Annotated in this window: 27 protein-coding genes; 3 read left to right on the forward strand and 24 right to left on the reverse strand. The window is 39.1% G+C overall.

Translation table 11 applies throughout. The features are described from left to right. Positions 1-9: 9 nt before the first annotated feature. The 23 genes from IPH70_03505 to tuf form a co-directional block, all read right to left on the reverse strand. Positions 10-1140, reverse strand: coding sequence for a nucleoside monophosphate kinase (locus IPH70_03505; GenBank protein ID QQR63548.1), 1131 nt, complete (start codon positions 1138-1140; stop codon positions 10-12). Between the two features lie 100 nt (positions 1141-1240). After that, positions 1241-1414 carry a 50S ribosomal protein L33 gene (gene rpmG / locus IPH70_03510; protein QQR63549.1) on the reverse strand — a complete coding sequence of 58 codons (174 nt, stop codon included), beginning with the start codon at positions 1412-1414 and terminating at the stop codon, positions 1241-1243. Between the two features lie 91 nt (positions 1415-1505). Then, the gene (locus IPH70_03515; protein QQR63550.1) at positions 1506-2351 is read right to left on the reverse strand and encodes a preprotein translocase subunit SecY; all 846 of its coding nucleotides are present in this window, start codon (positions 2349-2351) and stop codon (positions 1506-1508) included. 663 nt (positions 2352-3014) lie between these two features. After that, on the reverse strand, positions 3015-3212 hold the full coding sequence (locus tag IPH70_03520) for a hypothetical protein (protein ID QQR63551.1): 198 nt from the start codon (positions 3210-3212) through the stop codon (positions 3015-3017). A 207-nt stretch (positions 3213-3419) separates the two neighbouring features. Further along, positions 3420-3635 carry a hypothetical protein gene (locus tag IPH70_03525; GenBank protein QQR63552.1) on the reverse strand — a complete coding sequence of 72 codons (216 nt, stop codon included), beginning with the start codon at positions 3633-3635 and terminating at the stop codon, positions 3420-3422. A 171-nt stretch (positions 3636-3806) separates the two neighbouring features. Beyond that, complete coding sequence (locus IPH70_03530) at positions 3807-3989, reverse strand: hypothetical protein (protein QQR63553.1); 183 nt, start codon at positions 3987-3989, stop codon at positions 3807-3809. 705 nt (positions 3990-4694) lie between these two features. Then, the gene (gene rpsH / locus IPH70_03535) at positions 4695-4922 is read right to left on the reverse strand and encodes a 30S ribosomal protein S8 (protein QQR63554.1); all 228 of its coding nucleotides are present in this window, start codon (positions 4920-4922) and stop codon (positions 4695-4697) included. A 175-nt stretch (positions 4923-5097) separates the two neighbouring features. Next, positions 5098-5382, reverse strand: coding sequence for a 30S ribosomal protein S19 (rpsS, locus tag IPH70_03540; protein ID QQR63555.1), 285 nt, complete (start codon positions 5380-5382; stop codon positions 5098-5100). A gap of 6 nt (positions 5383-5388) precedes the next feature. Then, positions 5389-5574 carry a type Z 30S ribosomal protein S14 gene (locus IPH70_03545; protein ID QQR63556.1) on the reverse strand — a complete coding sequence of 62 codons (186 nt, stop codon included), beginning with the start codon at positions 5572-5574 and terminating at the stop codon, positions 5389-5391. Between the two features lie 2 nt (positions 5575-5576). Beyond that, positions 5577-6113 carry a 50S ribosomal protein L5 gene (rplE, locus tag IPH70_03550; protein ID QQR63557.1) on the reverse strand — a complete coding sequence of 179 codons (537 nt, stop codon included), beginning with the start codon at positions 6111-6113 and terminating at the stop codon, positions 5577-5579. Positions 6114-6223: 110 nt separating this feature from the next. Next, on the reverse strand, positions 6224-6532 hold the full coding sequence (locus IPH70_03555) for a 50S ribosomal protein L24 (protein ID QQR63558.1): 309 nt from the start codon (positions 6530-6532) through the stop codon (positions 6224-6226). Between the two features lie 48 nt (positions 6533-6580). Continuing rightward, positions 6581-6955, reverse strand: coding sequence for a 50S ribosomal protein L14 (rplN, locus tag IPH70_03560; protein ID QQR63559.1), 375 nt, complete (start codon positions 6953-6955; stop codon positions 6581-6583). Further along, a complete protein-coding gene (gene rpsQ, locus IPH70_03565) occupies positions 6952-7182 on the reverse strand; it encodes a 30S ribosomal protein S17 (GenBank protein QQR63560.1) in 231 nt (76 codons plus the stop codon). Before rpsQ ends, rplN begins: the two co-directional genes overlap by 4 nt. 2 nt (positions 7183-7184) lie before the next feature. Further along, positions 7185-7406 carry a 50S ribosomal protein L29 gene (locus IPH70_03570; protein ID QQR63561.1) on the reverse strand — a complete coding sequence of 74 codons (222 nt, stop codon included), beginning with the start codon at positions 7404-7406 and terminating at the stop codon, positions 7185-7187. Between the two features lie 28 nt (positions 7407-7434). Beyond that, positions 7435-7842 carry a 50S ribosomal protein L16 gene (rplP, locus tag IPH70_03575; GenBank protein ID QQR63562.1) on the reverse strand — a complete coding sequence of 136 codons (408 nt, stop codon included), beginning with the start codon at positions 7840-7842 and terminating at the stop codon, positions 7435-7437. A 2-nt stretch (positions 7843-7844) separates the two neighbouring features. Beyond that, positions 7845-8489, reverse strand: a complete 645-nt coding sequence (gene rpsC / locus IPH70_03580; protein QQR63563.1) for a 30S ribosomal protein S3 — start codon at positions 8487-8489, stop codon at positions 7845-7847. A gap of 36 nt (positions 8490-8525) precedes the next feature. Then, positions 8526-9011 carry a 50S ribosomal protein L22 gene (gene rplV / locus IPH70_03585; protein QQR63564.1) on the reverse strand — a complete coding sequence of 162 codons (486 nt, stop codon included), beginning with the start codon at positions 9009-9011 and terminating at the stop codon, positions 8526-8528. Positions 9012-9017: 6 nt separating this feature from the next. Beyond that, a complete protein-coding gene (rplB, locus tag IPH70_03590; protein QQR63565.1) occupies positions 9018-9767 on the reverse strand; it encodes a 50S ribosomal protein L2 in 750 nt (249 codons plus the stop codon). Between the two features lie 5 nt (positions 9768-9772). Beyond that, entirely contained in the window at positions 9773-10054 is a 282-nt protein-coding gene (locus IPH70_03595; protein ID QQR63566.1) for a 50S ribosomal protein L23, read from the reverse strand. After that, positions 10051-10812, reverse strand: coding sequence for a 50S ribosomal protein L4 (rplD, locus tag IPH70_03600; GenBank protein QQR63567.1), 762 nt, complete (start codon positions 10810-10812; stop codon positions 10051-10053). The genes IPH70_03595 and rplD overlap by 4 nt, the downstream gene beginning before the upstream one ends. 2 nt (positions 10813-10814) lie before the next feature. After that, a complete protein-coding gene (locus IPH70_03605; GenBank protein ID QQR63568.1) occupies positions 10815-11471 on the reverse strand; it encodes a 50S ribosomal protein L3 in 657 nt (218 codons plus the stop codon). 171 nt (positions 11472-11642) lie between these two features. Further along, the gene (rpsJ, locus tag IPH70_03610; GenBank protein QQR63569.1) at positions 11643-11951 is read right to left on the reverse strand and encodes a 30S ribosomal protein S10; all 309 of its coding nucleotides are present in this window, start codon (positions 11949-11951) and stop codon (positions 11643-11645) included. A gap of 78 nt (positions 11952-12029) precedes the next feature. Next, positions 12030-13217 (reverse strand): elongation factor Tu, encoded by a 1188-nt coding sequence (gene tuf, locus IPH70_03615; GenBank protein ID QQR63570.1) that lies wholly within the window; start codon positions 13215-13217, stop codon positions 12030-12032. Between the two features lie 175 nt (positions 13218-13392). Here tuf and IPH70_03620 point away from each other — a divergent pair, with 175 nt between their 5' ends. Next, positions 13393-14394 carry a UvrD-helicase domain-containing protein gene (locus IPH70_03620; protein QQR63571.1) on the forward strand — a complete coding sequence of 334 codons (1002 nt, stop codon included), beginning with the start codon at positions 13393-13395 and terminating at the stop codon, positions 14392-14394. A 797-nt stretch (positions 14395-15191) separates the two neighbouring features. Next, positions 15192-15395: a hypothetical protein gene (locus IPH70_03625; protein ID QQR63572.1), complete on the forward strand. Its 204-nt coding sequence runs from the start codon at positions 15192-15194 to the stop codon at positions 15393-15395. Between the two features lie 728 nt (positions 15396-16123). Here the strand turns inward: IPH70_03625 and IPH70_03630 are convergent. Further along, positions 16124-16489, reverse strand: a complete 366-nt coding sequence (locus IPH70_03630; GenBank protein QQR63573.1) for a hypothetical protein — start codon at positions 16487-16489, stop codon at positions 16124-16126. Positions 16490-16543: 54 nt separating this feature from the next. Between IPH70_03630 and IPH70_03635 the strand changes: the two genes are divergently transcribed. Continuing rightward, complete coding sequence (locus IPH70_03635; GenBank protein QQR63574.1) at positions 16544-18022, forward strand: glycosyltransferase family 2 protein; 1479 nt, start codon at positions 16544-16546, stop codon at positions 18020-18022. Positions 18023-18040: the final 18 nt, after the last annotated feature.

Raw genomic sequence — 18040 nt, forward strand, 5'->3', positions numbered from 1 at the left:
GATAGAAGATTATGAGAAGTAAACAGTGTCGTACACTTCATCAAGTTTATCCTGAAACTCTTCTTTGGAAAAATTATTTTTGACTAAGAAGTCTGCAAATGCAATAGTTGGTCCCATATTTGTTCCGAAAAGTTCATTAATGTCTCTCTTCTCACCTCCATGTCCTGGCCTATCTTGAGTTCTGGAACCAAGCCGAGAATAACGTATATTCTTTTCTGCGAATAATGCCATTATGTAAATGTCGGTATTCTTAAGTTCTAATGTAAGGTATTCATATTCTTTCCAAGATCTCATTCCATCGATCACAACGATATTATTTTTTTTAAGATCCTTCTTTATGCTGTCTAGATTTAACTTTGCCATTGCTTCCATTCCATGGGTTCTGCGCAATTCTTCACGTACAATCTTATGATATTCCTCTTTCTGTGCATGATATCTTTTTTGAACCTCATCAGTTACCACTTTACCAAAATGTATAACCGGAACTTTTCGAGACTTAAAGTGAGCAGCTGCTTCAGACTTACCAGACCCTGGTAGACCGACGATGGCGATTATCGCCTTTTTGTGCTGTTGCCATGCGCTCAATTTATTCTCAATAAGCTGTTTTCCTAAACTCTTAAGAATTTCTTGATTTACCTCCTCAACAGTTTGAGTACCATCTATGTCGGCAAGTTTTCCTTTCTTTCGGTAGTAATCTAAAACTGGTACCGTTAACTTTTTGAATGACTCAATTCTTTTTTTGAGCGCTTGTATGGTGTTATCTATTCGATCATCATCTTTACGATACGCAAGTCTCCATAGGGCGTCTTTATCGGGAATATCGACATAGATTACCTTATCAACGTGATTGATAAATTTCTTTGCCTGAGCAAGTGTTCGAGGAAACCCATCGAGAATATATCCGTTTGCGTATTCTTTACGAGATAGGTAGGAGTTCACGATCTCAATCGTTTTGTCATCAGGAATAAGAATTCCGGCATTCATCACGGTCTTGATATATCTTCCAAGCTGCGTCTTCTCCTTCGCAATCTTACGGAAGATGTGACCGGTTGAAAGGTATGGAAGTCCGAGTTGCTTGACTAGTAGATTACCTTGAGTGGATTTTCCAGCACCCTGAATACCCATCAATACTAATTTCATTGTTTGTCTATAAAGTTTATAAAGTCCTTTAAGTCCTTAAAGTGTTTTTGTTCAAAAATTTGTTTTGACATTATAGACTTTTGACTTTATGGACCTTTGACTAATCAAGCTTCTTTTTTTCCTTATGGGAAGCTCGTTTACGACATGCTCGACAGTATTTGTTCAGCTTTAATGGTTCGGTTGTATTTACTTTGTTTTTTTGTGTGGTGTAGTTCTGTGAACCACATACTTCACAAACTAATCCAACCAAAACTCTTGATCCTTTTCGTGCCATATATCTTTAATTTAAAATTTTTAATTTGTAATTTGTAATCAATTTTTAATTTTTAATTTCTAAATAAAAATTTAAAACTATAAATTAAAAATTAACGTGCGTATCGATCGTAATTTTTCATGACCATCTGTGACTCAACCGTCTTGAAGGTTTCCAAAATTACTGACACAACTATTAAAATCCCTGTTCCTCCGATCACCAAACTAGTTATCCCAGTTATTGATGAAAGGATTGCAGGCAAGATAGCTATTATACCTAAAAATAATGCTCCAACACTAGTGATTTTATAAATTACCCCAGATAGGTAGTTGCTCGTGGCTGATCCGGGTCTAATTCCTGGAATAAAACCCCCGGCTTTTTGAATTTCTTCTGCAATTTTTTGAGGGTTAAACACAACCAAAGTATAGAAAAATGTAAACCCAACTACTAAGAAAAAATAAACGAGATTATATACGGCTCCTGCTGGATTAAATAGTTGGGCTAGGCCAAGTGCTGCTGACGCTACCGTTTTGTTACTTACCTGCCCTAGAAAATTTCCCAAAAGTTGAGGAAGCAACACGAATGAAACAGCAAAGATTATTGGAATAACACCGGCCTGATTAAGCTTTAAAGGTAGGAAGTTAGTTGCAGACTGGTACATTTTATTGCCTTTTACGCGCTTAGCATAATATACCGGAATTTTTCGTATCGCTTCGTTTACAAATACGACTCCTGCAATAACGAGTAACGAGAGACTAAGGAAAATAACTAGATTTAAAGCCGTCTCAGGAGTTACGGTACCTAATACTTGTTGGAATATAACCGGTGCACGTCCCACTATACCGGCGAAAATAAGAAGAGATATGCCCTGCCCTAAACCGTACTCTGTCAGGAGTTCGCCAAACCATACGAGAATAAATGTTCCGGCCACAAGTGTGAAAATGAATGAGAAAACCACAGGGCTGATTGAAATAATGTTCTGATTTCTTAGTAAAAATAAATACCCACCGCCTGAACAATGGTTAATGGAACAGTAAGCAATCGAGATATTGATTTATCTCAAACCTACCGTATTCACCCCTTTCGCAAGCTGTTCGAAACGAGGTACTACCACAGTCAATAACTGAAAATAATCGATGCGTTGATATAAGGGTTTAGTCCAAAGCCATTACCGAAAAATTAACCAGTGTTCCTCCAGAGAAAATATCAAGAAGAGATAGAAATTGATTTGGCTGAATAGTGCCTTAAGTTTGATGAGATCGACTCGAAGGAACTGGTAAAGCAAAGACTCTAAAACAAAAAAATGAATAGCGTGAAGTAAGTTTTCTTTTTAGTTCAGGGTCCTTTACAAGGAGCTTAGTTTATCGGTTATTTGACGCATGAGTTTCAACAGTTCCGCCTGCTTTTTCTATTACCGCTTTGCAGATTGAGTAATTGGTAATTTTACTGTCAGTTTTTGCTGGAGAGTACCCTTGCCAACAATCTTAATAATGCATCCGTATCGCTTTTGGTAATTATTTTTGTCTTCAAGCAACCCAGCAACTGTTACAACATCATTATCTCGCAAACTCTCTAACTTTCTACAGCAACTGGGAACACAACCGCTCTGTGGGAGTTGTTTTTACCTTTTCCACGAAGTAAAGGATATTTTTTGACCAATCGACCCTGACCTCCTCAAAATGAAGTGGCGTATCGACTCTCGCTTTCTGGTGTCTTGTGATTCCTCTGGTAGATTTTGCTCCTTTCCACTACCATAACCACGACCCAATCGTTTTGATTTCTTTCTTCCGATGCTGGTTAGATTTGATAGAAATGCCATATATATTACTTAGTCCCTTTAACTTTCTTGACATCCGCAGCCTTGACTGGAGGATTCGCTTATGTGGACATAACTTCCTCGGTCTTTTCAACTACTGTTTTTGTTTCTCCTGCCGTTATTCGAGGTTTCAGTTTTTTCAACGCCTCAATTATTGCATAGGTATTCGCTATTTGATTTCTAGAACGGATTATTTTTCCTGAAGATTCTCTACCCAGCAAGTTTAGTATTGCGCGCAACGCTTCCCACCTTAAGACCGGTTCCAAGTGGAGCGGGCTTTAGCAATACCCCTTTGCTGCCTTGTATTTGAGAAGTATCATGTGGAATTGAGGACTTAACAAAGGAACAACAATAATGTTTTTGCACTGCGTGATAGCCTTTTAATTGCTGCGGAACCTCAGCAGAACTTCCAAGACCAACTCCCACCTTTCCTTTTTATTACCAATCACAACAAGTGAGGAGAAAGTGACTTTGTTACCTTCCAGTTGTCTTTTTAACCACTCTTCGGATAAGCAGGACTCTCTCCTCAAACTCTTTATCCTTTGGCCCTCGTATCTCCTATTATTTGGTGTTCTTGTATTATTAAACATATTTTTCTTAAATTACTACTCCGTTCTCCCTCAAACTTTCTGCAAATTGTTTCACTCGACCGTGATATAGATATCTACCTCGATCAAACAAAGCTTTCTGCACCTTTAGCCTTTTGAGTTTCTCAGCCAATCTGACTCCAATAGCCTTTGGGTCTGTTCCTTTAGCTGCTGCGATTGTAACACGCTTCACATCATCTATTGCTTGGCCATACAAAATTTATTAGATCGAAAACGCTTATGCGAGGTCTTTCCTCAGTGCCTGAAGCTTTGCTCGGACTCTTTTACCTTTCTTTGAATTCTGTTTAATATATATATTAGTTCTTAATTTTCATTTCTTAGTTGTTAATATTACGCCGCTCCTGCTGCCTTCGCCTTCTTTCCAGGCTTAAGTTTTAGATACCGCCCGCATATCGAATTCCTTTCCTTTGTATGGATCCGGTTTTCTGTTAACTTAACTAAATATGCTACCTCTCCCGCTAACTGTTTATCGACGCTTGATATAGTGATCAGATTTGTACCTCAACACTAAAGGTAACACCCGGTCTCGCCTTAAAGACAACTGGATGTGAAACCCAGTTTTTAAAGCTAGATTCTGACCTTCCATCTTAACATTAAATCCAGTTCCAACGATTTCCAACTTTTTTCCCAAGGTTTTGAACACCTTCAACCGCATTTGCTATCAGACTTCTAAACAACCCGTGTAATGACTTGGTCTTTTATCATCTTTTGTTCGTCCTACTGTGAGAACACCGTTCTCTTGAATCACTTTAATGGTATTTGGTACCTCAATTTTAAGCTCACCCTTGGTCCTTTTACAAGCACGGAACTACTCTGATATCTACGGTTACTACTGGTTCTACTTTAATTATTTTTTCTCCAATTTTTGACATATTATTTATAGTGAGTTTATCGAACTACCAAATCTCAAATAATAACTTCCGCCTAACTTCGACTTTCTTGCCTCAACATTGGTCATCAATCCTCTTGAGGTCGAGATGATCATGTATCCTGTCCCGCTCATAACTGGCTTGATATCGTTTACCGTTATATACCAACGCCGACCTGGTTTTGATCTAATCGTCACATTGGTAAAGACTGCTTCACCATGCTTGTATCTCAGCACGATATTTATTTCTTTTTACACCGACAGTCTCAACACTGTAGTCCTGGATGAATCGAGCGACTTTAATTTTTAAGCACTTGCTCCTTTAGTTTAGAGTGTGGTGAAGAAATTTCTCTCTTTGGCGAGGTATCCATTTTATTCTGATCACTAAATCAATTATTCCGTTGTTCATATGTTAGGTTGCTGAAATCACTTTCTTTGTAACTTTTCCATGGCTTCTGAATGTTCTGGTCAATGAGAACTCACCCAAACGGTGACCAATCATCGACTCTGAGATTAAAACCTCAATATGTTTACGTCCATTATGAATTGCGATTCTGTGACCTACAAAATCTGGCGCGATTACAGACTGTCTCGCCCATGTCTTTATCGGAGTTCTCTCTCCTGTATTTTTCTGAGTTGCAATTCTCTTCATTACGTTCTCGTCGATGTATGGTCCTTTTTTTGATGATCTACTCATATATTTTTACCAAGAAACTTTTTTAACTCCTGGAATTTCGCCAGCTAACGCTCTCTGTCTGAAGCATATTCTACAGAGCCCAAATCGTCTCATATAGCCTCGAGCTCTACCGCACAATGCACATCTGCTCACATGACGAACATCGAACTTCTGCTTATGTAAAAACTTAACTACTGATGATGTTTTTGCCATATTTATTTCTTAAATGGAATACCGAACGCTTCAAATAATTTCTTTCCTTGTTCTTTTGTCGTTGCGGTCGTAACTATTGTGACCTGTAAACCTCGCGATTTATCAATTCGATCAAACTCAATCTCTGGGAAAAGCGTTTGCTCTGTAAAACCAAGATTCATATTCCCATAGGAATCAATAACGCTGTCGTCAATACCTCGAAAATCTCTCATTCGTGGCATTACAATACTAATCAATTTCTGCAAAAACTCATACATTGCGAAACCACGAAGCGTTACCTTTGCTCCGATTGGTAATCCTTTTCTAATCTTAAAGGCAGAAACTGATTTACGCGCTTTTGTGATAATTGGCTTTTGACCGCTTATCCAACCTATTTGCTCTTGTATTTTATCAAGAACATTCTTATTTTGCACTGCCTCACCAGCTCCTACATTAATTACAACCTTTGTAATCTTTGGAACAGCCATTACATTCTCTATCTTCAGATCTTCCTGAAGTTTCTTTTTTAGTTCTTTGTTATATCTATCTTTTAGTTCCATATCGTTATTTTGAATTTTGAAATTTAAAATTTGAAATCAATATAAAATTTAAAATGTTTAAAAATTAAACATTAAAAATTGAATAAAAATTAAAAACTTCAAATTAAAAATTACTTAAATGTCGCTTTACACTTTTTACAACTTCTAACCTTCTTACTTTTATCTAATTTAAATCCTACTCTGGTCGTTTTCTCGCATTTGGGACATATCAACATTACGGACGAAGACTGCACAGCTTTTGGAATATCTATTATCCCACCGTCTGGTAGTTCTTGATTTTTTTTAATATGTCTTTTAATTAAATTTATTCCTTGGATTAAGATCTTCTCCTGTTTTGGATAGACACGATCAATGACCCCATCCTTTCCTTTATCCTTACCAGCCATTATCCTAACTTTATCGCCTTTTCGTAGTTTCATATGTTTTATATTTAATTTTTGCCCGCCAAAGACTTATGCGTCGGTGGGTTAGTAAATCTCCTCTGCTAAACTTGCAATTTTATTAAAACCTCTATCCTTAATTTCTTTTGCAATCGGGCCAAATATACGAGTTCCTCTTGGATCAGGAGTCTCTTTAGCTACCAAAATCACACATGCATTATCGTCAAATCTAATATAGCTTCCGTCTTTTCTTCTCTTCTCTTTTCTTGTTCTGACAATTACAGCTGGCACAACCTCTCCCTTTTTAACCTGTGCGTAAGGAATTGCTGCCTTGATTACAACCATAATCACATCGCCAATAGAGGCAATGAGCAAATTACCCTTCCGGGGTAACCCGATCATCTGGACCAACTTTGCGCCGGTGTTATCGGCCACATGCAACATTGTTCTTAGTTGAATCATATTTTTTTAGTTACGTTAAAATGAACAGTTTTTGAGATTGGTCTTGTTTCTGTAATCTCAACCACATCCCCCAATTTCAAATCCGCTATCTCGTTATGCGCTTTATATGTCCGATGCGTTGTCACAACTTTTTTATAGATCCTGTGTCTCATTCTGCTTACTACCCTGATGACGATCGTTTTATTCATTTTTATTGAGGTGACGGTACCGGTAAATGACTGTGCCATAATTATTTTTGACCTGAGGTCGATCCTCTATTGGAGGATTTTTGATTCAAAACTGTTAAAATAACTGCTATCTGTTTTCGTTTTTTCATGTTTGTATTTGTGTCTTTTTGAGGAGCCATTTTGCTCTCAAGTTCTGATTTAATAATTTCTTTACGCAACTGAGCTAGCTCTTTATGAAGCTCTATTTCCGTCTTTTGTGTAATTTTTGTAACTTCTTTTTTCATATATTTTATCCTGAACTTGATGTGCGGATTATTCTTTTGCAATAAACTTTGTATTTACTGAAAGTTTTGATGACACAACTCTAAAAACTTCTCGAGCCTCTGTTTCAGGTAACCCATCTATTTCAAACAGCATTCTTCCCGGCGTAACGGATGCAACAAAATGTGAGACGTCTCCTTTTCCAGATCCCATCGTTACCTCTGGGGGTTTTTTCGTAAATGGCTTATCAGGAAAAATCCGAACCCAAAATTTTCCTGCTTTTCGTGTTGCCCGTGCCAATACAACTCTACAAGACTCTATCTCTCGATCTTTGATCCACGCTGCCTCGATTGACTTTAAACCAGTTGAACCAAAGTTAAGATCTCCACCCTTGACGGCGATTCTTCTCCACGTTCCTCTAAACTGCTTTCGATATTTTTGTCGTTTTGGGGCTAACATAGTTATTTACAGATCCAAACCTTAACTCCGATATAACCTGATTTTGTCAATGCTGGGTATGCTATAAAGTCAACGTCTTCTCGAATTGTAGAGGTGGGAACGGTTCCCAAGAAGTACTTCTCTCGTCTAGAAATTTCGGCTCCCTGAATTCTTCCACCTAACTGAATCTTAATTCCCTTTGCTCCCGACTCCATAACTCTACTCATCGTGTTGTGAACCACACCCCTATGAGGAAAGTTTTTCACTAATTTTTCTGCAATTGTCTGCGCAACATATCGAGAACTAAGATAAGGTTTCTTTACCGGTTCAATTCTTAGATCTACTTTCGTTTCCTTATTTTTCTTAGTTTTAGATTCGTTTAAGTACTGCATTATTACCTTTTTTACATCCTCAAGTCCCTTACCTCCACGACCGATTATCATTCCTGGTTTGACCGCATATATAATGACAGTAATTTTATTGATCGCTCTTTCAATAATGACGCTGGTAACTGAAGCAAAAGTAAACTTCTCATAAATAGTTTCTCTAATTTTTATGTCAGAGATGAGGGTGTCTTTAAACTGTTTCCTTTTACTAAAAAACCATCTGGAATCCCAGTTATAAATAACCCCTGTTCGTAAACCTTTTGGATTAACTTTTTGTCCCATGTATTAAATTAAAAATTCAAAGTGAAAAATTCAAAATTATTTTTCTGCTTTTGGTTCTTTGGTTGCATTTTTAACTTTTAACTTTGTACTTTTAACTTCTTTTAGCTCCGTCTTTTTTACTTCAGTCTCCACGGGCTCTGTCTCCGACTTTATAGACTTTACGGACTTTATTGACTTGTCAGTATTATCTCCTGTGGTTAAAACCAACTTAATATGAGAATATTCATGCCTAAAAGGCTTGGCCATTCCTTTCGAGCCAGCTCTAAATCTCTTAAGTCGAAGTCCTTCCTCAATTGCGACAGACTTAAATTGTAACAAACCTGAATCAATATTCATAGTGTTCTTAGCATTGGAAAGGGCTGAACTAATTGCTTTTCTTAAGAAAGTTGCGCCCTTTTTTTGTGTATACATAAGTGTATGAACAGCCTGTACTGGGCTCTGCTTCTTCACGTTACTCACTAAAAATCTCAATTTTTTTGGTGAAATCTTAACGTTTTTTATATAGACCTTAAAATCACTCATATGTGTTTATATACTTCTTCTTTTAACAATATAACGGTTACTCCACTTAACCTTTGGACGAGTTCTCGTTCCTCTTGCTGACTTACCCCAAGGCGTCTTTGGATGCATACCTTCTCCAGACTTACCTTCTCCTCCACCATGTGGATGGCTTCTTGGATCTTGAGCAACTCCTCGGACCGTTGGTCTAATACCCATTCTTCTCTTTCTTCCAGCTGTTCCAATGAGCTCATCTTTATGCTCAATGTTTCCTACCATTCCTACTGTTGCTCTACAGTCCAGCAAAAACAGTCTGATTGAACCGGAAGGTAACTTTATCTGTGCGTAGCTCTCATCCTTAGCAACAACGATTGCTGTTCCTCCTGCACCACGCACCATCTTTCCACCCTGTCCAGGTCGAAGCTCGATATTGTGGACTCCGGTACCAATTGGGATGTTCCTTAAAGGCGCGGCGTTTCCAGTCATCATTTCTGGATTATCTGATGAAATAACCTTATCTCCAACCTTAAGATCTTTAGGTTGAAGTATGTATCTTTTTTCACCGTCCGCGTACTCAACAAGACTAATTCTGGAATTTCTATTTGGATCGTACTCTACTGTCAATACAGTACCAACAACATCAAATTTATCTCTCTTAAAATCAATAATACGATAGTAACGTTTATGTCTACCACCCTGATGACGTACCGAGATCGACCCGGTCGCGTCTCTTCCTGAGTGCTTCTTAAGAATTTCTATTAGATGTTTCGCTGGTTTCATATAAATTACGCTTTTGGAAATATATCAATTTCACCTTCTTTTAAGGTTACTAATGCGATTTTGTAATCTGGCTTCTTCAATGTTTGCATTTTTTTTCCTACTCGTTGCTCTTTTCCTTTTCGGACAGAGACTCGAACTGCAGAAACCTTAACTCCATAGACCAATTCTACTGTTTGCTTTACTGCGTGCTTATTTGCGTAAGAATCAACAACAAACGTATAAACCTTTGATTTGGTTAACTGCGTTGATTTTTCGGTAATAAGTGGCTGAATTAGGGTTTGTTTCATGTTGTTTTTTTACCCTGAACTTGCTGAACGGGTGGATAGAAATGATCAACTAATGTCTTTATTGTCGACTCGAAAAGTACGATCTTTCTAGCGCGTAATATTTCGTATGCATTGAGCGACTTTGCCTCAATTGAGGACGCAGACTGAATGTTTCGAGAGGCCCTCATAAATGCCTGAGTTTTTTCTCCCGGCATAATAAAGAGAACTCCTTTGTCTGCTAAACCTGAATCTTTAAGAAACTTTGCAAAGTTCTTGGTCTTCGGTTCCATTCCAAGAACAGTATCCAGAACTCCACTTATCTTTTTCTCCTTGAGAGAGTAAGAAAGTGCGCTTACTAAGGCAAGCTTTTTCTGCTTCTTATTCATTGAAAGAGCGAAGATTCTTGGTTTTGGTCCAAAGGTTATGCCTCCTCCAACAAAAATAGGAGCCTTCTTCGCTCCATGTCTTGCCCGTCCGGTTCCTTTCTGTCGATAAATTTTTCTTGTTGATCCTCTAACCTCACTTCTAGTCTTTGTGGAGACCGTCCCTTGACGTTGATTTGTAAGATAGATGTGCACGTACTGCTGCATCAGTGCGTCATTTACCTTACCACCAAACAACTCTTTAGGAAGTTGCATCGATCCCACCTCTTTTCCCAACTTATCGATGAGGCCAAGAGTCAGACTAGATGATGCTGGCTTTGGCGCAGTTGTTTTTTTAGCCACTGCGGTTTTTGCTGAATTGGTTGTCGCTGTTTTTGTCTTTTCTATAGTTGCCATAGTTATGAGTTTGAAACAATACTAATTAATGCAGTTCTCGCTCCGGGAATCAGACCTTTCACAATTATTTGGTCATCGGAAACTCCCATCACCATTAATCCCTTTACACTGACTCGGTCATTTCCCATTCTCCCAGCCATTCTTTTTCCTTTATCAACTCGTCCAGGAGTAGTGGTCTGTCCGATTGATCCAGGAGCTCTCCATCTATCTGACTGACCATGAGTCTTCGGACCTCCGGCAAAACCATGCCTTTTAACTACGCCCTGAAATCCTTTACCTTTTGAGATTCCGGTAACAGTCACAAGCTCTCCTTCTTTAAAGATTGCGTTTGGCTTGATCTGATCTCCTACAACTATTTTGAATTCTCCGAGAGTTAAGGTTTTTTTACCATTTTCATCAGCGATTGAAGCGTCTTTCAATTTGTTCAGCTTGATTTCTCTAAAAAAACGAAGCGGGGTCTCTATCCCCGCCTTTTTAAGTTCTCCGACCTGTGGTTTTTTGACGTTTTTACCACGACCGAAGCCTAGCTTAATTGAGGTATCTGTCAGACCAATGCAGTAGCATGAAGCGGACTTAATGGTTGTTGTTGGAACACGAACACCATCAGAGGTGAATTGTTGAGATTGGTGAGCTTTCTCGCCAAGAATATATCCTGACATAATTGTGCTTTAGTTAATAAAAAAAGACCCCAGACTGAGGCCCATCCCGTGGAACCAATCTGTGGAGTATTACTGAATACCAGTCCTGACACTACGAATAGTCATTAACGTAATTATATAGCACGCTCGGATGTAATTCAACTCTAAGCGATCAAGAATGAGTATACATCTTCACCTCAACTCACCTCTTCCTACGCCGGCTGGAAGTTCAAGATGCATGAGAGAATCAATGGTTTGATTAGTGGGACCTTCGATATCAAGAATTCGCTTATGAGTCTGCATCCCAAAGTGTTCACGAGCATCCTTATCAATAAATGGCGACTTATTGACCACGAATACCTCCTTCTTCGTTGGAAGAGGTATCGGACCAATAATCGAGGCACCCGTCTTGATAGCGGTGTCCACTATCTTCTGACAGGTGTCATCGATTAATCGATGATCATAAGACTTTAGTTTGATACGAATACGTCCTTTGGGCATAATATAAATGTGCGAACTTAGCTCTCAGTTGTCGGATTTCAGTGGTCAGATTGCTGACAACTGACTGCTGACGTCTGATTACTTGGTGACTTTAGTTACGACTCCAGCGCCGACTGTGTGGCCACCTTCGCGAATAGCGAACTTAAGACCATCTTCCATAGCGACTGGGTAGATCAGCTTTGCTGAGATCTTGATGCTGTCTCCAGGCATAACCATCTCTACTCCTTCTGGTAGGGTGACTTCTCCCGTTACATCAGTTGTTCTGATGTAGAACTGAGGTCGATAACCCTTAAAGAATGGGCTGTGTCGTCCACCTTCTTCTTTTGTAAGAACGTAGATCTCAGCCTCAAACTCAGTGTGAGGAGTAACTGTTCCTGGTTTTGCGATGACCTGCCCTCTTTGGACGTCGGTCTTCTCAATACCTCTAAGAAGTAAGCCTGTGTTGTCACCTGCTCGTGCCTCATCAAGAGACTTTCTGAACATCTCGATTCCGGTTACAACAGTCTTCTTTCCACTCTTGGAAAGTCCGACAATCTCCACCTCTTCATTGACCTTCAAAACACCTCTCTCTACACGTCCGGTTACGACTGTTCCGCGACCCATGATGGTAAAGACGTCTTCGACAGGCATTAAGAATGGCTTATCGATGTCTCGTACTGGATCAGGAACATAGTCATCCACTGCCTGCATAAGGTCTTCAATGGCCTTGGTTGCATCAGCATCTCCTTCAAGAGCTTTAACAGATGATCCCTTAATAACAGGTACTTCATCACCTGGATATCCGTACTTCTTCAAAAGGTCTCGGACTTCCATCTCGACGAGTTCGAGAATTTCTTTATCCTGAACCATGTCGCACTTATTTAAGTAAACGACAATTGCAGGAACGTTTACCTGTTTTGCAAGAAGAATATGCTCTCGTGTCTGAGGCATTGGACCGTCAGGAGCAGATACAACTAAAATTGCACCGTCCATCTGAGCGGCACCTGTGATCATGTTCTTAATATAATCAGCATGACCTGGAGCATCTATGTGTGCATAGTGACGCTTTAAGGTCTCATACTCAGAGTGATGAATGTTAATTGTAACTCCACGAGCTTTTTCCTCTGGAGCTTTATCAATCTCTTCATACTTCATCGCCTTTGCAAGACCTTTTTTCGAAAGGACGAAGTGAATTGCTGATGTGGTTGTGGTCTTACCATGATCAACGTGACCAATAGTACCAATGTTCAAATGAGGTTTGTTTCTTTGAAAAACACCTTCTGCCATATTAGTTAAATAGTATAAAAAATAATAATAAAACCGACCAATGTCGAAAAATCACCCAGAGGGTGATCGCCTTTTAGGCGAAATCTCTGCAAAAGCAGTTACCTTCTATAATACTTCCCAGCTACTCAAAAATCAAGTGGTATTTGAGTCTTTTTTCATCTGATACAATGACACCATGCTTAACGCCGATCAGAAAAAAGCGGTTCAAAACATTAAGGGACCACTACTTATAATCGCCGGTGCAGGCACGGGGAAAACTACAACTATAATAGAGAAGATAGCCTTTCTAATTGAGAAGAAGAAAGTAAAACCGGAAAATATTCTTGGACTAACCTTCACCGAGAAAGCCTCAAACGAAATGGAGGAACGTATCGATCAACGACTCCCCTTTGGTTACTTTCAGCTAAATATATCTACGTTTCACTCATTTTGCGATCAGGTACTTCGAAGTGAAAGTTCTCACATCGGAATTTCGCCTCTATACAGACTACTTTCAGAAGCAGAGACCGTTATGTTTCTGCGAGAGAATCTTTTTTTATTCAAACTTAAGTACTTTCGTCCTTTAGGAAATCCCAATAAATTTCTCGATGCTCTTCTTCAACATTTCTCGAGACTCCGAGATGAGGATATTTCGCCAGCTCAGTACCTAGCATGGGCAAAGTCGCCCAAAGGGCGATCCCCCTCTGGGGGAAAGAATAAGGAAAAAATGACAAAAGAAGAGCGTGAAAAAAATCTTGAGCTTGCAACTGCCTTTGACACTTTTCAGACAATCAAACAAAGAGAAAATGTCTTCGACTATGCCGATCTTATTTACTATACGCTAGAGCTTTTTCGAAAGCGGCCCCACGTACTCAAACGCTTTCAAAAACAGTATGAACATATTTTGGTAGACGAGTTCCAGGATACAAATATCGCACAGTATTCGCTAATTAAACTTCTCGCAACGCCAAACAAGAAACCTAACTTAACGGTGGTCGGCGACGACTCACAGGCTATCTATAAATTTCGTGGCGCCTCTGTTTCGAACATTCTTGCATTCATGAAGGACTATAAAGGCGCAAAGCAGATAACACTGAGAAATAATTACGCTCAACTCAGACTCATTCTTGATAGAGCTTATAAGCTCATCAAACATAACGACCTGAGACACTCTCGAGGCAAAGCTTCGAATCTCTAAAGAATTGATTGCGGTATGAAAAGTATCAATGAAATACGGAATACGTTATACGATATTACGCACCTTGGTCTCCGATCGTGCGAGGATGAGGCTGACCATAGGTTACAAAGAGATCAAAGCTCTGAATAAAAATATAAGTACTGGATATTGGCAATTCTTGTTCAGCAAATAATCACGCTGAGGTAAAGTTACACGAGACTGTCTCAGAGAAAGGTGCATTCCATTATCAATTTTTGGGTCCACGGGAGCTTGTTCAAACAACCAGAGGTCAAGGGACCTTACTGCCTATCTCAAATGTTCTGGCAAATTTAGACGACTCAGCTCTCCTTTATAGAGTGCTTCCGAGATGGAGTTGTTCTGACATAAATAGTAAGGACATCTCTACTTCTCCTAACCTTTGGCCGACGCTCGTCCCTTTACTTTGTTTGAGGCAATCGAGATAATTGTAACCCTGAATCAAGCGAAATAATAACTAACATAAAGTATCTGCCAAAGCATTAGATCGACACAAAAACAATCCATATATATATACATTATTCGCAGATAGCACCTGAATCGGTAAAAGGATACTGCGGCAATTCTTACTACTTTTAGGAGACTCTGGATATCTTCAAAATCGCCAATACAAACTGAAAAAGATGAACGAGTCGCACTCAACATCTCTAAGTTATTTCGATAAGCTGAAAAGTTACGAAATCACTCATGAAGACGCAAACTATATATGCAGTGGACTTTATCAAAATGAGTATGGAGCTGGGAGAATCAAATCGCCGTTGATCTAGATAAGGAACTTTACGATGTGCTGTCAAAATTCCTTCACCATTCATTCTGCAAAGGGTCTTGAGTTTCCAGTCGTGTTCCTAATTAATCTAACGCAGAGACCGTTTTCAACTCGTGAAAGAAAAGAGACAATTCCTGTTCCTATGGGAGCTGATAAAGGAAACAAGCTTCCTATCTGGAAGCGACTTCCATCTGCAGGGGAAGAGAGAAGGCTTTTCTAGTGTGGGAATTGACAAGAGCCATTGCGAGAGACTTTACTTCACGGCAGCTCAAGCAACATAACGGTGAGGGAGAAGCGGCTACGCAAAGTTTTCACTCATTTATCTGGTGAGTCTCGTATGAAAACAATCCTATGCAAAATTTTCGAGACCCAAAAGGATGAAAAATCAACAAGTATTTTTGATATAAATAAGTCGCCTAGCAAGGGATCAGCTCCTTCTGGGGCGAAAAATTAGACCAACAAACCATGCTCTATTCAACGAGATTGACACTTATCAAATGTGTCCGCTCAAACATAAATATTCAATATGTATTAAAATTCAATAATCTGCTGAGCTAAGCGTCTCTTAAACCTTGGTCTACATTACATTACAATTTTATACAGAATATATGAACAACAAAACATTAAAAAAGGGAATGTCTTCTAGAACTCTTGATGAGTCTTGATTCCGTGGGCTTTATATCTAAGTATTAGCGAACGCAATTCAAAAGAAGCGGGAAAGAAAATGCTATTAAATTACTACAAACTTTTCTACACTAAAATGCTTAATATTCTTGATCTGGAGAAAGCATTCAAGATTAAGGTTGGCCCAGGTGACGATATCTTCATTAATTGAAAAATAGATCGACTCTGACAGCACATCTAAAATGGTATTGAGATAGTAGATTATGCAAGACTGGCAAGACACATAAAGAAAAACTAAAGAACAGTCTACAACTTTCGATATATTTAGGACAGCAGCGACAGACAAAGGGCACAGAAACAAAAACCAAGCGATGCCTTTAACCTTCTACTACCTTCAGACAACAAAAAATTACCGTTGACCAAACCGGAAGAAACTGTACAAAAAGCCAAGGAAAATACTTGAGGCAGATGATACATGGAAGCTGAGAACTTGAAGCCTAAAAAAGGTCCTGCTTGTAACTTCGCCAGTTCAAGATGATCCGCGCTTCCGGTAGTATCAAGACTTGAGCCGATCAGCAAGCTTCCGGCAGTGATTGGAGCTGAGTCAGATTCCAGGGTAGCAATTGGATGAAATTCAACGACAAGAACTATTCGAGATTGTCTGAAGAATTGCTCAAGAACATCGCTCAAAATAAGACGAGCGATTCATTAAGTTTTAAACAAAGATTAGGATATAATATCTTCATGTCTGATCGGATTGCTCAGTCGCGCTTTTTCAACCGCTTATTCCATGTCATCGTTCCTATTTTGGCTTGGCTTCTCATTACCTTACCGGTTTGGCTCTCACCCTTTCACCCAGCAATTGTTGCCTATTTTATTCTTTCTTTCAACATCTACTTTTTTTATAAATCTGCGGCTACGGTCTACTATGCTGTGCTTTCCTACAAAACCATAGGATTCCATCAAAAGATCTCATATAGTTCTAAACTTAAGAAAATCGAAAAAGCAAAAAACATTCATCATTTTATCGTTATCCCGAACTACAAGGAGCAACTACACAAACTCGATGAGTCGCTGACATTACTAGCAAAGATGGACTATCCTCACAGGAAGCCTTCCATTGTTCTTGCATTTGAGTCACGTGAAGCGGAAGCTAAATCTAAGGCTCAAGCACTTATCGCAAAGCATAAAAAATCTTTCTCGAGCATACTCCAGACTTATCATGAATTACTCCCGGGAGAAGCAGCCGGAAAAGCAAGTAATCAATCATATTCGTGCAGACAGGTTGAGAAGCACTGTAATGACGAAGGAATTTCACTCCGAGACACCATAATTACTATTGCAGACGCTGACAGTATGTTTCCAAAAAATTACTTTTCGTATCTAACGTACGAGTTTCTTAAAGATACCGAGAACCTCTACCACTTCTACTGGGCTCCAGTACTTCTTTACAACAACTTTTGGCAACTTCCATTCTTTATGCGAATGCAGGCAACTTTGTCATCGATCTTTCGACTTGCATTTTTATCTCAAGGAAAAAAACTTATTCAGATCTCTACCTACTCAACGAGTCTCTGGATGTTAAAAGAACTTGATTACTGGGATACTGACATCATTCCTGAAGACTGGCACATTTACTTCCAGGCTTTTTTTAAGTTTGGAGAACGCGTGAAAACTCTACCGCTCTTCACGATCATTAATGCTGATGCTGTTTATTCGGGAGGAGTTTTTAAAACCTTGGTGAATAGATATGAACAGGAAAAAAGATGGGCATGGGGAGTGAGTGATATTGGGTATGCTCTCACAAACAGTTTTAAAGATGTTTCGATCCCAACCATGACAAAGGTCAGAAAAGTACTATACCTTGTCGAAACCCATCTACTATGGCCCACCTCATTTTTTATTCTGACAGTAAGCGCGCTCATTCCTCCTCTGATTAACCCCGTATTCAAGCGAACGGTTCTTGGATTTTTACTGCCTCAGTTTTCAAGCTTTGTACTCACTCTCTCAACCTCATTCCTATTGGTCTATACCTACCTAGACATCAAGTTGAGAAAAAAATTGAATCAACACACATCGGCATCATCACTACCGTTTATGATTATTCAGTGGTATCTACTACCAATTGTTTCATTTGTGCTTTCTTCACTTCCCGCCTTGGATGCGCATACTCGAATGATATTTGGAAAGAAACTCGACTATAAAGTGACAGAAAAGGTTTAAAAAAATAACCGAATTAAC

It is taken from the genome of Candidatus Roizmanbacteria bacterium, assembly GCA_016699265.1.
Taxonomy (GTDB): domain Bacteria; phylum Patescibacteriota; class Microgenomatia; order UBA1406; family GWC2-37-13; genus CAZLQR01.

What these genes read in the sequence shown, in the direction of transcription:
- IPH70_03505 (QQR63548.1), bottom strand. Translation starts at nt 1,140, where the DNA reads ATGAAATTAGTATTGATGGGTATTCAGGGTGCTGGAAAATCCACTCAA.
- rpmG (QQR63549.1), bottom strand. Translation starts at nt 1,414, where the DNA reads ATGGCACGAAAAGGATCAAGAGTTTTGGTTGGATTAGTTTGTGAAGTA.
- IPH70_03520 (QQR63551.1), bottom strand. Translation starts at nt 3,212, where the DNA reads ATGGCATTTCTATCAAATCTAACCAGCATCGGAAGAAAGAAATCAAAA.
- rpsS (QQR63555.1), bottom strand. Translation starts at nt 5,382, where the DNA reads ATGAGTAGATCATCAAAAAAAGGACCATACATCGACGAGAACGTAATG.
- IPH70_03545 (QQR63556.1), bottom strand. Translation starts at nt 5,574, where the DNA reads ATGGCAAAAACATCATCAGTAGTTAAGTTTTTACATAAGCAGAAGTTC.
- rplE (QQR63557.1), bottom strand. Translation starts at nt 6,113, where the DNA reads ATGGAACTAAAAGATAGATATAACAAAGAACTAAAAAAGAAACTTCAG.
- IPH70_03555 (QQR63558.1), bottom strand. Translation starts at nt 6,532, where the DNA reads ATGAAACTACGAAAAGGCGATAAAGTTAGGATAATGGCTGGTAAGGAT.
- rplN (QQR63559.1), bottom strand. Translation starts at nt 6,955, where the DNA reads ATGATTCAACTAAGAACAATGTTGCATGTGGCCGATAACACCGGCGCA.
- rpsQ (QQR63560.1), bottom strand. Translation starts at nt 7,182, where the DNA reads ATGGCACAGTCATTTACCGGTACCGTCACCTCAATAAAAATGAATAAA.
- IPH70_03570 (QQR63561.1), bottom strand. Translation starts at nt 7,406, where the DNA reads ATGAAAAAAGAAGTTACAAAAATTACACAAAAGACGGAAATAGAGCTT.
- rplP (QQR63562.1), bottom strand. Translation starts at nt 7,842, where the DNA reads ATGTTAGCCCCAAAACGACAAAAATATCGAAAGCAGTTTAGAGGAACG.
- rpsC (QQR63563.1), bottom strand. Translation starts at nt 8,489, where the DNA reads ATGGGACAAAAAGTTAATCCAAAAGGTTTACGAACAGGGGTTATTTAT.
- rplV (QQR63564.1), bottom strand. Translation starts at nt 9,011, where the DNA reads ATGAGTGATTTTAAGGTCTATATAAAAAACGTTAAGATTTCACCAAAA.
- rplB (QQR63565.1), bottom strand. Translation starts at nt 9,767, where the DNA reads ATGAAACCAGCGAAACATCTAATAGAAATTCTTAAGAAGCACTCAGGA.
- IPH70_03595 (QQR63566.1), bottom strand. Translation starts at nt 10,054, where the DNA reads ATGAAACAAACCCTAATTCAGCCACTTATTACCGAAAAATCAACGCAG.
- rplD (QQR63567.1), bottom strand. Translation starts at nt 10,812, where the DNA reads ATGGCAACTATAGAAAAGACAAAAACAGCGACAACCAATTCAGCAAAA.
- IPH70_03605 (QQR63568.1), bottom strand. Translation starts at nt 11,471, where the DNA reads ATGTCAGGATATATTCTTGGCGAGAAAGCTCACCAATCTCAACAATTC.
- rpsJ (QQR63569.1), bottom strand. Translation starts at nt 11,951, where the DNA reads ATGCCCAAAGGACGTATTCGTATCAAACTAAAGTCTTATGATCATCGA.
- tuf (QQR63570.1), bottom strand. Translation starts at nt 13,217, where the DNA reads ATGGCAGAAGGTGTTTTTCAAAGAAACAAACCTCATTTGAACATTGGT.
- IPH70_03620 (QQR63571.1), top strand. Translation starts at nt 13,393, where the DNA reads ATGCTTAACGCCGATCAGAAAAAAGCGGTTCAAAACATTAAGGGACCA.
- IPH70_03625 (QQR63572.1), top strand. Translation starts at nt 15,192, where the DNA reads ATGTGCTGTCAAAATTCCTTCACCATTCATTCTGCAAAGGGTCTTGAG.
- IPH70_03635 (QQR63574.1), top strand. Translation starts at nt 16,544, where the DNA reads ATGTCTGATCGGATTGCTCAGTCGCGCTTTTTCAACCGCTTATTCCAT.